The organism is Niallia sp. FSL K6-0212 (assembly GCF_038007605.1).
GTDB classification, from domain to species: Bacteria; Bacillota; Bacilli; order Bacillales; family Cytobacillaceae; genus Niallia; species Niallia circulans.
This window is the reverse complement of record NZ_JBBOXL010000001.1, coordinates 2,873,432-2,888,573: the sequence shown is the minus strand read 5'-3', so window position 1 is coordinate 2,888,573 and position 15,142 is coordinate 2,873,432. Positions and strand designations below refer to the sequence as shown.

General features: G+C 35.0%; 13 protein-coding genes. 1 reads left to right on the top strand and 12 read right to left on the bottom strand.

The genetic code is table 11. The annotated features are described in order from the left end of the window. Positions 1 to 2: 2 nt before the first annotated feature. The 4 genes from MHH96_RS13610 to MHH96_RS13595 all read right to left on the bottom strand — a co-directional run bounded on the left by MHH96_RS13610 (position 3) and on the right by MHH96_RS13595 (position 5,239). Positions 3 to 947 carry a carbohydrate ABC transporter permease gene (locus tag MHH96_RS13610; RefSeq protein ID WP_047941595.1) on the bottom strand — a complete coding sequence of 315 codons (945 nt, stop codon included), beginning with the start codon at positions 945 to 947 and terminating at the stop codon, positions 3 to 5. A gap of 255 nt (positions 948 to 1,202) precedes the next feature. Then, positions 1,203 to 2,255, bottom strand: a complete 1,053-nt coding sequence (locus MHH96_RS13605) for an aldose epimerase family protein (RefSeq protein WP_047941594.1) — start codon at positions 2,253 to 2,255, stop codon at positions 1,203 to 1,205. 282 nt (positions 2,256 to 2,537) lie between these two features. Further along, complete coding sequence (locus tag MHH96_RS13600; protein WP_047941593.1) at positions 2,538 to 4,166, bottom strand: glycoside hydrolase family 13 protein; 1,629 nt, start codon at positions 4,164 to 4,166, stop codon at positions 2,538 to 2,540. A gap of 65 nt (positions 4,167 to 4,231) precedes the next feature. Continuing rightward, positions 4,232 to 5,239, bottom strand: coding sequence for a substrate-binding domain-containing protein (locus MHH96_RS13595; RefSeq protein WP_144544138.1), 1,008 nt, complete (start codon positions 5,237 to 5,239; stop codon positions 4,232 to 4,234). A 364-nt stretch (positions 5,240 to 5,603) separates the two neighbouring features. On the opposite strand from MHH96_RS13595, the gene MHH96_RS13590 reads away from it, so the two are divergent. Next, positions 5,604 to 6,952, top strand: a protein-coding gene (locus MHH96_RS13590) for an IS3 family transposase (protein ID WP_144547513.1) whose coding sequence is annotated in 2 segments (ribosomal slippage) — positions 5,604 to 6,060 and positions 6,060 to 6,952 — 1,350 coding nt in all. Because the reading frame shifts where the segments join, the coding sequence is not laid out codon by codon here. 59 nt (positions 6,953 to 7,011) lie between these two features. Here the strand turns inward: MHH96_RS13590 and MHH96_RS13585 are convergent. The 8 genes from MHH96_RS13585 to MHH96_RS13550 all read right to left on the bottom strand — a co-directional run bounded on the left by MHH96_RS13585 (position 7,012) and on the right by MHH96_RS13550 (position 14,944). Then, complete coding sequence (locus MHH96_RS13585) at positions 7,012 to 7,284, bottom strand: hypothetical protein (protein WP_328283102.1); 273 nt, start codon at positions 7,282 to 7,284, stop codon at positions 7,012 to 7,014. 88 nt (positions 7,285 to 7,372) lie between these two features. Beyond that, entirely contained in the window at positions 7,373 to 8,686 is a 1,314-nt protein-coding gene (locus MHH96_RS13580) for a DUF4179 domain-containing protein (protein ID WP_328283103.1), read from the bottom strand. After that, a complete protein-coding gene (locus tag MHH96_RS13575; protein ID WP_047941587.1) occupies positions 8,679 to 9,197 on the bottom strand; it encodes a sigma-70 family RNA polymerase sigma factor in 519 nt (172 codons plus the stop codon). The genes MHH96_RS13580 and MHH96_RS13575 overlap by 8 nt, the downstream gene beginning before the upstream one ends. Before the next feature lie 162 nt (positions 9,198 to 9,359). Beyond that, positions 9,360 to 10,853: an aldehyde dehydrogenase family protein gene (locus MHH96_RS13570; protein ID WP_328283104.1), complete on the bottom strand. Its 1,494-nt coding sequence runs from the start codon at positions 10,851 to 10,853 to the stop codon at positions 9,360 to 9,362. A gap of 317 nt (positions 10,854 to 11,170) precedes the next feature. After that, a complete protein-coding gene (locus MHH96_RS13565) occupies positions 11,171 to 11,347 on the bottom strand; it encodes a hypothetical protein (protein WP_235976308.1) in 177 nt (58 codons plus the stop codon). Positions 11,348 to 11,358: 11 nt separating this feature from the next. Then, on the bottom strand, positions 11,359 to 11,553 hold the full coding sequence (locus MHH96_RS13560) for a hypothetical protein (protein WP_176473239.1): 195 nt from the start codon (positions 11,551 to 11,553) through the stop codon (positions 11,359 to 11,361). 119 nt (positions 11,554 to 11,672) lie between these two features. Next, a complete protein-coding gene (locus MHH96_RS13555; RefSeq protein WP_341117574.1) occupies positions 11,673 to 14,264 on the bottom strand; it encodes an ABC transporter permease in 2,592 nt (863 codons plus the stop codon). Beyond that, the gene (locus tag MHH96_RS13550; protein WP_095257717.1) at positions 14,261 to 14,944 is read right to left on the bottom strand and encodes an ABC transporter ATP-binding protein; all 684 of its coding nucleotides are present in this window, start codon (positions 14,942 to 14,944) and stop codon (positions 14,261 to 14,263) included. The genes MHH96_RS13555 and MHH96_RS13550 overlap by 4 nt, the downstream gene beginning before the upstream one ends. Positions 14,945 to 15,142: the final 198 nt, after the last annotated feature.

The following is a 15,142-nucleotide window of genomic DNA, read 5'->3' as shown; positions in this document are numbered from 1 at the left end:
CCTTAATAATTCACCCATTTTTTCTGTCCTAACCATTGAATGAGTGTAATAGCAAAAACAATAAAGAATAAAATAACGGCCATTGCAGAAGCGTGACCTATATCTAAATTAACAAAAGCAGTATCGTATAGGTTCCATACAATCATGCTTGTAGCGTGCATTGGTCCTCCTTTTGTTAAAACAGATATTAAATCAAATACTTTAAAGGTTGAAATAATACCAGTAATCAACAAGAAAAAAGTAGTCGGTGAAACCATTGGTAGCGTAATGTTCTTAAATTTCACCCATGCGCTTGCTCCATCAATATCAGCGGCTTCATATAGGTCTCGTGGAATAGACTGCAGTGCAGCTAAATAAATGATCATATTAAAACCAATCGAAATCCAAATTTGTATAAACATAATGGAAACTAATGCAAAGCTTGGATCTGCAATCCATTTGGGAGGATTATCAATGCCGAGTGACATAAGCACTTGATTAATCGGGCCTAAAGATGGGTGAAACAATACTTGCCATACTACTGCAATTGCCACCACACTTGAGATATACGGCATAAAGAATGCTACTTTAAAATAACTCTTAAAATAAACATTTCGATCGATTGCAATAGCTAGAAACAAAGAAATAATCATACAAATTGGTACCGTTAACATAAAAATAGCATTGTTCATTAAAGAGCGTATAAATATCTTATCTTGAAATAAATCAACAAAATTTTGTAATCCTACCCATTTCAATTGCGAAATATTAGTAATAAAACTCCAATCCGCAAGACTTAAAATGAAGGTTGCAACAATTGGCAGTAAGACAAGGATGGAAACACCAATTAACATTGGTGAAACAAACGCAATCCCCGCCCAGTTTTCATTTTTCACATTTTTACTTTGCCGTTTTTTCTTAGCTGGCTTTACTATATCTGAAGTCTTAACCTCTGTGCTAGCACTCATGGTACTCACCTCTATCATCTTATTTTCTTTCATTATAGTAAAAATGATAGCACTTACATTAACGTTATTTTGCTCTATACAGAGACAATATTTACTTCTTTCATTTGGTTTGTAACAATGGAGGGTGTTATCATGAGGATGAATGAAGGTATAAAGAAAAGGTTGGTTTGTGACAAATTTATAATGGTCGTCTCCTTTGCAGCAAAAAAAGAGGAAAAACCATTCCAGTTGATTTTTTCCTCTTTTCGTCTTTTTCTACTCCGTTACTCGGAATTTCAGTTTTGTTTCAGCATGATATGTTTCTCCTGGCTTTAAAACAACGGATGGAAATTGAGGATGATTGACTGCATCGGGAAGCCCCTGCGTCTCCAAGCATACCCCTAAATACTTTTTAGCTATTACCCCATTGAAACGATATTGATCCTCTAACATATTCCCTGTATAAAGAACGACTGCAGGCTGATTTGTAATTAACGACATTTCCCGTCCACTTTCTCGATCTCGCAAAATAGCAGAATGAGAGCCGTTTTCTGCAAACACAAGTGGATGATCGTATCCATTTCCTACTATTCTATTTTGTTCAAAATCATTGTCCTTTCCTTCTTTCAATGCCTTGCCTTCTGCAAAATCAAATGGAGTGTTATTTGTTGGAATCATTTTTCCGGTCGGAATAAAATCTTCCCTAAGCTCTAGAAAGCGATCGACATCTGCAATCAGCTCGTGCTCTAAAATATCTCTTTTGTTATTACCGCTTAAATTAAAATAAGAATGGTTAGTTACGGTAACAGGTGTTTCTTTATCCGTTTTCCCGCTATAAGATAAGATTATTTCATTATCATTTGTTAATAGATAATCTACAGTTAAGTCAAAATTACCTGGATATCCTTCTTCTCCGTCTGGACTATGATATGTATAACGGATGCCTATTGCATCATCCTTTTCTACTATTGAAGATGCAAAGACTACTTCACTCCATCCTATATTTCCGCCATGCAAATGATTAGGAGGGGTATTGGTATTCAAGCGGTACTCTTTTCCATTAAGTTCAAATTTTCCTTCTTTAATTCTTCCGGCAACTCTTCCTACAATGGCACCTAAATATGGCCCTTTATTTTCTCGATACTCTTCTAATGTTTCAAAACCAAGCACTACATTTTCCTTGTTTCCTTCTTTATCAGGTACGATTATCTTCGTAATAATGCAGCCATAATTCATACTAGAAAAACTCATTCCGTTATTATTTGTAAAAGTAAATTCCGTTACATCTGCTCCATTTACTTCTCCCATTGATCTTTTGCTGTAATTCATATGAACCTCTCCTCTTTAAGTATATTCTCTACATCTTTCCTATTACTCAAATGAATATCTTTACCCTAAAATCTAAATCTGAAATCGCCTTCATTTCACTTTTCAAAAAAAATTTCATGACATTAGTAGTATCTAATGTAGTTTGTTTAACATATTAACTATTCTATTTATCTATTTTACTTTATTTTATCAAACTTGATAATATCTTTTTTTACTAGGAAGACAGAATTTCACAAAAAAAAGCTGCCAACACCTCTGGTTGTTAACAGCTTTCTACTATTATTAATGGACTCTTACGGCGAATGTTTCATATGGCTTTAACTGTAATTTCGAAAAGTCAGCATGCTGTCGGTGATAGTTGCTAATGATGATATCCTCACTCTCGCCAAACACAGGCATATTTAGACTTCTTTCTTGCGCACTAAAGTTAGCAATTACAATCCATGTCTCTCCTTCAAACTTGCGAGTATAGGCAAAAATTTCTTCTTCTGTATCTTCGATTAATTCGAAATCTCCCCATACAATGATTGGGTTATCCTTTCTTAATTGAATCAAAGATTGATAGCAATAAAAGACAGAATTAGGATCTTCTAAATTATTTTTCACATTTATCTCCGTATAGTTGGGATTTACATGAAGCCAAGGTGTCCCTGTGGTAAAACCGCCATTTTCCGTATCATCCCATTGAAGAGGCGTTCTTGCATTGTCTCTGCCTTTTACATTAATAGAATGAAGAATCTCCTCTTTCGTATATCCTTTTGCTAATCGCTCATGATACATATTAATGCTTTCAATATCATTTACTTGACTAATATCTGTGATCGGGCAATTGGTCATACCGATTTCTTCACCTTGATAGATGTAAGGTGTTCCTTTCATTAAATGCAAGAGAATGGCAAACATTTTTGCACTTTCTACCCGATATTCTTTATCATTCCCCCAACGCGAAACAATCCTTGGTAAATCATGATTATTCCAGAATAAGCTGTTCCAGCCCTCATTTCCAAGCGAAGTCTGCCATTTAGCAAGAATGGTTTTTAATTGATTGATTTCTAATGGCTTGAGATCCCATTTTTGTTTGCCTTCTTGCTTATCTAAACCAATATGCTCAAACTGAAAGACCATCGAAAGCTCTTTTCTAGCTGGATTGGAATATAATTTAGCAATCTCCGGTGTTGCTCCCCATGTTTCTCCTACTGTTAAAACATCATAATTGCCAAACGATTTTTCATTCATTTCTCGGATATAATCATGAAGCTTTGGACCATTTCCAGTAATACCGATATCAGGTTGTTTTCCTACTAAATCAATCACGTCCATTCGGAAGCCGCCGATTCCTTTGTCTAACCAATAGTTCATCATTTTCCAAACTTCTTCTCGGACTTTTTTATTTTCCCAGTTTAAATCTGGTTGTCTTTTACTAAATAAATGTAAGAAATATTGGCCGCTTTCTTCATCATATTCCCAAGCAGAACCACTAAAAGTGGATTTTAAATCATTGGGAGCTTCGCCATTTACTGGGTCACGCCAAATATAATAATCGCGGTATGGATTGTCTTTTCCTTTTTTTGCTTCTATAAACCACTTATGTTCATCGGATGTATGATTGACTACTAAATCCATGACAATTTTAATTCCTTTTTCATTCGCCGCAGCAATTAATTCATCCATGTCTGCCATTGTGCCAAACTCATCCATAATATCTTGATAATCACTAATGTCATAGCCATTATCATCATTTGGTGATTTATATACAGGGCTTAGCCAAATTACATCAATGCCTAGCTTTTGCAAATAATCCAAACGATTAATGATTCCTCTTATATCGCCAATTCCATCCCCATTACTATCTTGAAAGCTTCTTGGATAAATTTGATATACAACCGATGTTTGCCACCATTTCTTTTCCATTTCGTTACCCACTTTCTATTCATTATTCGTCTAAGCGTAAACGTTTACGTTTAACTTAAAAAAATTTAATGCTTCCAATGTTTTACTGATGCTCTTTCTACTATATTAAATGGAAGCATTTCTGTTTTTACTGCTGCCTTTTGCTGAATTGCCTCGATTATTTTGAAACAGCCCTTCTCTCCCATTAATCGGAATGGCTGCTCAATGGCCGTTAAGGGTGGTACAGCCATTTCCGCAACTCTCGTATTATCGTAACCTATGACGGAAAGGTCCTCTGGTATTTTTATCCCTAATTCATAAGCCGCTGCAATGATGCCAAGTGCTACCTCATCACTTACACAAAATACTGCTGTAATTCCACTCTTTTCAGTACGAAAAGCATAAAGGGCTTCTTTTCCTGCCGTAAAACTATAGTCTCCTGCTTTTATGTCGTTAGCAGAAAAGCTTAATCCATGATCTTTTAATGCTTTTTTATATCCTTCGATTCTTGGAGTCCCAGCTACTCGATCGGAGTAATCAACACCTGCCAAGCCGATTTTTCGATGACCATGATTTATTAGATACTTTGTAGCAGCATAAGCAGCTTCATAATCATCTACTTTTATAAATGGTATTTGTTTATTCGGTGTATCTGTTGACAATAACACATATGGAATACTCAATGATTCAATAGCTTGAATTTGGTCTTCCATTAATGGAATGGATACAATAACAAGCCCATCCACTTTTCTTTCTTCCAGCATCTTCAAGCAATGAATTAAACGATTACCTTTAACTCCTGCATGAGATAAAATAACACTAAAACCTTGTTTTTGTGCCACCTTCTCTATTCCATTAACAATATCTGCATAAAAAATGGTTGATACACTCGGCATTATAATACCAATTAAATTACTAGATTTTTTTACTAAGCTTCTCGCCATTTCATTTCTTCGGTAACCTAGTTCTTCTGCGATTTGGAGGATTTTCTTCTTTGTCTCTTCGTTATAACCACCTGCTCCATTTAAAACTCGCGAAACAGTTGCTGTAGACACCTTTGCAGCATTTGCTATATCTTTTATCGTTATCGTCATTTTTTTCATCCTTTACGTAAACGTTTACGTTGCTTCCAATATAACATAAAAATATACTGCTTACAACACCCGAATGATTAAGAAATAGTTAGTTTGATAGCAGGGATTATTCTTTTTCTATTATGTAGTCAGTTAAACAGATCGGTAAATTTATGCAAGACAACGCTATCTATATAAAACCTTGATTAATATTTTATTCTCAGATATATCTTCGTGAAAGGACAGTGAAATACACTGAACAAAACTATATAAAATCAACGACAAAACAATAAGGATACGGAAAAGCACAATAAAAAACCACCTCAAAAGTGAACTGCACCCCAATTGTTAGACACAAACTAACAGTTGGAGGTGCAGTTTTTATATGTCTAAATTTAATATAGAGGAAAAAATAGAAGCAGTTATTCGTTATCTACAGGGAACGGAGGGGGTAAAATTTATTGCGAAATCCATAGGGGTACATCATACAGTCTTATTAAATTGGATAAAACAATATGAATATCATGGTGCCGATGCTTTAATAAAACCCTATACATCTTATACAACACAGTTTAAACTAGACGTACTGAATTATATGAGAGAGACAGGGACGTCTATAAGGGAAACTGCTGCAATATTTAACATTGCAACACATAGTACCATTCTAAAATGGCAAAAAGGTTTTGAATTACATGGAATTGACGCCCTGAAACCAACACAAAAGGGGCGCCCACCAATGAAAAAGGAAACGAATAAACCTCAACCAGTAGAAGGGTCTGAAGAAGCATTACAAGCTGAAAATGAACGTTTACGGATGGAGAATGCTTACTTAAAAAAGTTACATGCCTTAATTCAAGAAAAGGAAAAACTACAGAACAGGACAAAGCGCAAATAATTTATGAATTAAGGCAAGAATTTAAAGTGATTGATCTAGTAAAGGTCGCTGGTATTGCGCGTAGTACGTATTACTATTGGGTAAAACAAATGGATCGCCCAGATAAATATAAGGAAGTTAAAGAGTTAATTCAGGAGATTTTTGATGAACATCAGGGACGATATGGATATCGTCGGATCACATTAGAATTACATAACCGAGGCATCAAAATAAATCATAAAACAGTCCGCCGTCTTATGAATGAGATGGGATTAAAGTGTCTTGTGCGTATGAAAAAATATCGTTCCTACCGTGGGCAAGTAGGGAAAATAGCCCCAAATATTTTGGAACGTGATTTTAAAGCATCGAAACCAAACGAAAAGTGGGTAACGGATGTAACAGAATTCCATCTACACGGGGAGAAGCTATATTTGTCCCCCGTTCTAGATTTATTCAACGGAGAAATCATCGCTTATAACATAGAAAAGCGTCCTGTTTATCTACTTGTTTCGAAAATGCTGGACAAAGCTTTTGAGCATTTGAAAGAGGGTGACACCCCTATCCTCCATTCGGATCAAGGTTGGCATTATCAAATGAAGAAGTACCAACATGCTTTAAAGAAACATGAGATTACTCAAAGTATGTCACGTAAGGGGAATTGTTTAGATAACGCAGTCATGGAGAATTTCTTTGGCTTATTAAAGTCTGAATTACTCTATTTAAAAGAATTTGAGAGTATGCAGCATTTTAAAGAAGAATTAGAGAATTACATTCACTACTATAACCACAAACGGATTAAGACAAAATTAAAAGGCATGAGTCCGGTGCAATATCGAACTCATGCCCTAGTAGCTGCCTAAATCCCGTGTCTAACTTTTTGGGTTCAGATCAAAGAAAGGTGGTCAATGCACTTAGTCTATTATTTACTGCTATTATTTGTTGGAAAATCGCCTTTCTCCCAATTAGTAGGACCTTCATTGCTTGGGATAAATTTGCTCCAATATTCACCAGTCTTCTTATCGAAAATGATAATATTATTCTCATTTGCAGGAACTAATTCATATCTATAATCCTCATTAACATTTTCTACTTTTATAGACTCTTTACCAAATGCAGACAATATGAACAAACCTAATATGGTGAAACCTATTATTATCGCTAACCCAAAAATTATGGATGAACTATTTTTCATTTTTCTACCTCCATGCCTAATTTATGATAAAAATTGGTTTTCATTTTTTTTGAATTCCTTTTTACCTTACTAAATAAAGCCTATCCTTTTATTTTAATTTTACTTTTATATCTCCTTTAATATAGTTTGGATAAGCAGCCAATTTGAGCTTTAAAGGATTTTTATACATTGTGTTATCAAAAGATAAAATCCAACTTATTTCTTTGTGCGAGCTTCTACTTTCTATCTTAGAAATGGATAATTCTTTTCCATCTGCAGCAATTGCAGTACTAAAGAGATCTTTTGGATCTTCCTCACTATTCGAATCCATAGAAAATTCCACTTGTGTTTTAGATGTTTTCCCTAATTTTAGCCTTTCATCTTTCGGATTGTTTATCAATGTATTTGTTTCTGTATTCACGATAACCATCGCTTCTTCTTTATCAATCGCCATTAGTTTATTGATCCGCAAATAAAGGTCCTTTGGTTTTTCAAAATAATTTGATTGGAGATAATACATTTTTTCATACTTACTCAAAGTTGTATTTACAACTCCATTTGCAATAGACGACCACACTTCACCGTTCTCATTTTCTAAGCGCATATCTTCAAATCCCAAAATTTCCTTTGTATTTGCTGGATCGAATGCTACTTTTACACCAATTCTTAAAGGATAGACAATCATTTCTTCAATCGTCATTTTTTGATTCTCTACTTCCACCACTTGGTTTATTGGATAAGTAATCTGCTTCTTTACATTTTCCTTTAGCTCAAAAGGAATCAGAAATTTTATTTCTCTGTTGTCTATTACTGTAATGAATTCAAAGTTAAACTTTAATTCCTTAAAGGAAAAAGGTTTAACAAATTGGTATTCCACCTTATCCTGAAATTCATTTTCGATATCATCAGCAAAAAAGACATTATTGCTTTGTGCATGCTCAGGAAATTCTTCTTTATTAAAAAGATTAACATCCTTTATCTTTCCACCAGTTAGAGACTTAGTAGACTGTAATGTATAAAAAATATTTATTCCTGATTCATCTATAATCACTCCGTTAATCGTTAACGTTAAATCACCTTTTGTCTCAGAAACATCTACCTTTTGATAATAATCATTTTCGATAATGGCAGAATACCCTTTATCTTGTTCAATATAACCAATCAACCATTCCATTCCAGGGATGGACGAGAGAGCATTTGCGAAGGTTGGAGAAATCCGAATAGATGTTACAAAGGAAATGATGATTATTGCAGCAATTGCAAGCCCGATTAATCTTTTTTGTTTTTTCTTCGCCCGATTTTTTTCCTGTTTAGCTTTCAAAATTCCGCTTAATATGGCTTCTTCTGCTTTTTCGAGCGGTAATGCTGCTTTTTCTAAATCAGCCTTTAACCTAGACAATCTTTGTTCCTCTTCTTCATACATGATCACTCGCTCCTTTCTCTTTAAAATATAGCCGAAGCGTTTTCAGTACTTTATGTAATCGAGACTTTACCGTTCCTTCTGGAATATTTTCCATTGCGGCGATTTCTTTGATTTTCGTATTTTGAAAGTATTTTAAATAGATTAATTGCTGGTCTTCACATGATAACATTCCAAGGGCTTCCTTTAATTCGATTAACGATTGGTTTTGGTGGACAGATACGTCATATAGTTGTTTATCAGAAATAATCCGATTCTTCCTCTTTACTTGATCTTGACAGTAATTAATCATAATCCTTGTCAGCCATGTTTTTAAATAGGCTGGTTCCTTAATGGTATGTATTTTTTTATATGCCCGATAGGTTACTTCCTGCAAGGCTTCTATTGCTGCGTCTTCGTCTTTGAGAAATGCTAAAGCAGCCCTTAACAGTGATTCTTTATGTAATTGCATGACTTCCAGAAAGGCATCATCATCTCCTTTAATAGCTTTTCTGTTAATCTCTAATTCTTCCAATTAATCACCTCCTCTTTGTTCCTATACATTAGACTTTCTACTTTGGAAAAAGTTCACGAAAGTACTAAATTAAATTTCTTTTTATCTAAGAGCAAATTATACATGAAATTCCAAGCATAGAAAAAAGCCGCTAAGACAATGTCTTAACAGCTTCCTCTTCCTTTAATATAATCCCTCTGTTTCTTCTTTCGTTACAATATATATATTTTTCGTCTGTGTATAGCCTTCTAAGATGCTCTTATATGTTTCCCTGCCGATTCCTGATTTCTTGTAACCGCCAAATGGCGCTCCCGCTGGTAGTTGATTATACGTATTCACCCACATCCGGCCTGTTTCCACACTTCTTGCTACACGCAATGCTGTATTAATATCTCTTGAGAACACCGCTCCTCCAAGGCCAAACTCTGATTGGTTAGCCAGCTCAATAACCTCTTCTTCGGTCTTAAATTTAATGACTGCTGCAACTGGGCCAAAAATCTCTTCTTGGGCAATACGCATATCATTGGTAGCATCAGCTAGAATCGTCGGAGCCATAAATGCACCATTTTCTAATCCGTTATTTATGAGCCTGCACCCACCTGTTACAACTCTAGCACCCTCATCTTCTCCAATTTTTACATATTCTAAAATTTGCTCTAGTTGGCGTTCATTTATTTGTGAACCCATCACGACATCTTCTTCCCAAGGCAAGCCAACTTTTACATCCTCAAAAGCCAGCTTCATTTTCGCAAGAAACTCCTCATAAATTCCTTCTTGGATAAAAATTCGGGAACCAGCACAGCATACTTGTCCTTGGTTAAAGAGGATGCCTAATTGAACCCCTTCTAAAGCTCGCTCCATTGGCGCATCGTTGAAAATGATATTTGCTGACTTTCCGCCCAGCTCAAGTGTAGAGGGAATAAGCCTTTTTGCTGCAGCCACAGCAACTTCTTGGCCAATTTCTGTAGATCCTGTAAAGGCAATCTTCGCAAATCCCTGATGCTTTAACATATAGTCCCCGGAATGAGAGCCGCGACCAGTAATTACATTGACTACCCCTTTTGGTAAAACTTGATCTAATATTTTGGCCAGCTCCAGCACACTTAAAGAAGTAGAAGAAGATGGATGAATAACGACCGTATTGCCTGCAGCAATAGCTGGGGCGATTTTCCACGCAGCCATTAAAAGGGGAAAATTCCAAGGGATAATTTGTCCGACAACTCCGATCGGCTCTTTAATCGAAATAGATAGAGTATCTTTATCAAAGGCTTGGGCAGTTCCTTCTTCAGAGCGAATGACCCCTGCAAAATAGCGGAAATGGTCCGAACTTAATGGCACATCTATATTTCTTGTTTCTCTTATCGGTTTTCCATTATCCAATGTTTCTACTAACGCTAATTTTTCCGCATTTTCATCGATTAAATCGGCAATTTTTAATAGTAAGTTACTTCTATTTAATAAACTTACTTTTTTCCAGGATTTTAAAGCTTCTGTTGCTGCATCCACTGCTTGATCCACATCTGTATAGGTTGCATCAACAAAGTCAGCTAGCTTTTCGCCGTTACTTGGATTGAAGCTTGCCATCAGCTTCCCTTCCGAACCCTTTTGCCACTGTCCATTAATATAAAGACCATACTCTGTGTCCAATACAGCTGCTGCATTTAAAGAAGTTACCATTTTCAAATCCCCTTTTTCGTATATTTAAAAATAAGGTATTGATTACACTGAACATTAAAGGGAAAGTTCCAACCTTATTTTTATCCTGGTTTCAATACTCCTATAAGAATGCGTTTACAAATGCAATTAATCAAAGATTGCTTCTAATGTGATAACTTTAACAAACTAGCAGATAATTAAATTATAAAATCCAATATTAGGAATGTCTAATAATAACGTTGTACTTCTTTTTGTTACAATCCCAATTGCCGGAAATAGTTTTTGCTTTCTTTTTTAAAGACTTGAAATACTAAAAAGGACATGCGGCTTCCCACATGTCATGTTCTTCTCGCTTTAATAATCATAGTAGTTGGAAATTTCCTTGCTTTGTATAAGGAATAATAGCGATGAGAGATTTCAGCCTCGACCGTTTCCAAGCTTTTGGAAAACTCGCTTTCTATAACAGATTCAATTGTAAATCCTGCTTTAAGCAATTCTTTTATAAAAGTACTCATTTTTACTTTGGCTAAGCCCCTTTGTCCGCCATATAAAGCAAAAGAATGTCCGCTGCCACAGCCGATATCAAGGATTTTTTATTTGTTGCCTTCATTCTTCTTTTATTTGCTAAGCGTGCCATAACTAGGTAGTGCATAAATCCCGTTAAAATGATGGGCTGCTTGATTCCAGCTTTTTTATTTTGTTGTAAAATATCTCTCTTCATATTCCCCTCCTCTACCATACTTACCGATTCTATATTTTTTTCACTTACCTGCTTGCTTTTTCCTATGAGAAAAACCCGCCAAAACGGACGAGTTTTTTCTCATTCTTATTTTATTTCTATTAAATATTCTCTTGCTTTAAACCATCGATAATATTCTCTTTCTTAATTTTGCTGACTGAATATAGCATAGCAGAAGCGACAATGATAAATATCGCAATAACTACATAGAGAATACTCATCCACGGAAGCGCAAAACCATATTCAAATGTATTGCTTATCGACCAGTATATGATAGCTATTACTCCAATACTAATTGGAAGACCATACATCAATGCTTTTATTCCATAAAAAATGCTCTCAAAATAGATCATTTTATTAAAGCCAGTTGGGGTCATTCCAACCGAACGCAGCATGGCAAATTCCCTTTTTCGCAAAGAAATGCTTGTAGAAATGGTATTAAAGATATTGGCAATACTAATTAATGAGATGAGCGTAATAAACCCATACATAAAGACAGACATCATCATAATCATCTGCTCTGATTGCTTACGATCTTTTTCGACATTGTAGATATAGACCGAGCTTGTTTTTAGATCTTCTAATTCCTCTTGGGTTTTCTCTGGATTATCGCTGTTTAAATAGAGCGTGTAATTCATATCCATATTTTCATTTTTAAATAATTCCTTTGCTACCTCGTCGGATATAATCATGGTAATTGTTCCATGACTATTAGCATCAATCCCCATTATCGTTTCATTGGTAAAAGTACCAATTTGAATCTTATTAAACTTTTCATCCTTTTCCTTGTCAAAATTGTAGCGATAGAGATCCACATACTCACCAGGTTTTGCATTTATCACTTTTTCTTCCACAAATTTCTTTTCATATGGATCAAAATAAGAAACGTTCTCTATTACAATACCTTTTGGAACATTAGGATTCGTATATTCTTGGGAATTAAAGCCTGCAGTTTTAGCATATTTCTGCAAAGCTGCATCAGATAGCACAAAGAAATTCACATTAAATGATAGTTTACCATTCTCTAGAATAGTTTTATCTTTCTTCACTTTTTCCTTATTATTTTTACTTAATACATCTTCAGCAAGATAAGTGTTCACATAGGTGCTTTTAATTACATTACTTTTTGTAACACTAGGTGCATTGGCTAAAATCTGCATCTCTTCCTCTGTAGTATTAGAATCAGCAGACACTGCAATATCATAATCAATATTTTTCTGTGATAGCCCAACTGATTTTTTCATATTATCTGTGAAATATGCTACAGTTAAGAAAAGCAAAATACTTATAACCAACGAAAAAACAGTTGTTTGATATCTTCGTTTATTACGTTTTAAATTTTTCAAGCCAATTTCCGCTTCTAAGCCAAATACCTTGCGCACAAGTTTAGAAGTTTTTACTTTTTTTCCAGTTAATTTAATATCTTGTGTTTGTCTTATTGCATCTATTGCTGAAATCTTTGATGCCTTTCTTGCTGGCAGATAGGTAGAAATAAAAATTGTTACAATGGAAATCAGAATGGAAAATAAGATGGAATAAGGCGTTACTACTACATTCAGGCCTTCTGTAGTGTTTAAAGCTACTTTAAAATATTTGTTTATAAAATAGAATGTCGCACCAATTCCTGCTAGTCCCGCAAGGATTCCTATCGGGATGCTGATGCCTCCTATAACTGTGCCTTCAAAAAACACTGAATTTCTTTTTTGTTTCTTAGTTGCGCCGACACTAGAAAGCATGCCTAAATGTCTTGCCCGTTCTGACACACTGATGGCAAAAGCATTATAAATCAATGCGACAGAACCAATTACAATTACAACTATAATAATTCCTAATAGAGAATACATCGTAACAAGCACATTATCATGTGAAGATACTCCCTCATAACGCAGGAGCTCATCATTAAAATTTACTTTGGCAATAGATAATTTCTTTGCTAAGGATTCCAAGTCCTCATATAAAGATTGCTTTACCTTTTTCATGACTACACTTGCATTGACGCTGCTGTTAGTCGTTAACTCCTTTTGGTCCAAATAGCTAATTACTGTATAGCCTGGTGCCCATGAAGATTCCCATGATGGGGTTTCCATAATCCCCACAATTTTGAATGTAGCTGCTTTTGCTTGCTGGATTTCCTCCGTTTTTTCTCCTTCTTCATTCCTTTGCAAAGGATCTGTTTGTGTTAATATCGTATCTTCTCCATCTGATTTTAAATGTCTTTCCCCAATACTAACTTTTATTTCCTCGCCGATGGCATAAGAACTATTCCCTTTCTTCCTCATTTCATCAGATATGATAATTTCATTCGAAGATTTTGGATACGTTCCTTCTTTTAAACGAATTGGAAATTGCTCAAATCCTTGCTCATCATATTGTTTAAAAAATAAGTACGGTTTATTTTCGTTTTTCGAATCCTTCCATTCCGCATAACCCAAATCACTTGATAAGATAACTTTTTCAATTTTGCTATCTTTTTTTATCTCTTTAGCTTGCTCGCTATTCACACCTATAAACTGCGCATGCCATTCTCCGCCCCTTGCTATCGTATCTCTTTTTAATAGATCAATAAAAGAAACACCAAGAGTGGCAACAGCTGTCAACATACTGACAGAAATAATAACGCCAATAATCGTCACCAGTGTTCTTCGCTTATTCTCCTTTAAATTTCTCAAAGTAAGTTTATTCATTATATTCATGGACGAATCACCTCATTTTTGGCGATTTTTCCATCCTCAACAGAAATGACACGATCCGCTTGTAATGCAATCCGTTCATCATGGGTAATAACAATAAGTGTTTGATTATAGGTTTTATTAAACATTTTTAATAGTTCCATAATCTCTTCACTATTTTTACTGTCTAAATTCCCTGTAGGCTCATCTGCCAGCATAATTGCGGGATTACTGATAAGTGCTCGTCCAATGGATACGCGCTGCTGCTGTCCCCCTGATAATTGATTAGGCAGGTGATCTAATCTTTGCTGCAGACCTAATATCGAAACAATGCGATTAAATTGTTCTATATCTACTTTGTGATTATCTAATAGAAGAGGCAGCGTAATATTTTCTTCTACCGACAAAATGGGGATTAAGTTATAAAATTGATAGATAAGACCAATTTGTCTTCTCCTAAAAATAGCTAATTGTGTTTCATTTAATTGATATATATCTGTATTATCTACAAAAACTTTTCCACTTGTTGGTCTATCTACCCCACCTAGCATATGAAGCAAAGTCGATTTCCCTGACCCAGATGGTCCAATTATTGCTACAAACTCCCCCTTATTAACAGAAAAGGATACGTTATCCAATGCTTTAACAGCTGTTTCCCCTTTTCCATATACTTTAGACAGATTTTCTATTTTTAAAATTTCCATTTATTCGCCCTCCAATTACTTGATGCTCTTAGTCTACCTGTCTAAAGTGACTATTGAGTGACTTTAAAGTGACAATTTAGTCACTTTAAATGGTTATAGCTCTTTTGTGTTAATTTATTGATATTGGGGGCTCCTTTGGATGAACACTACTTTTTCTTGCTGCCGAACAGATATGGATTTCATCCTCTATATGAACAC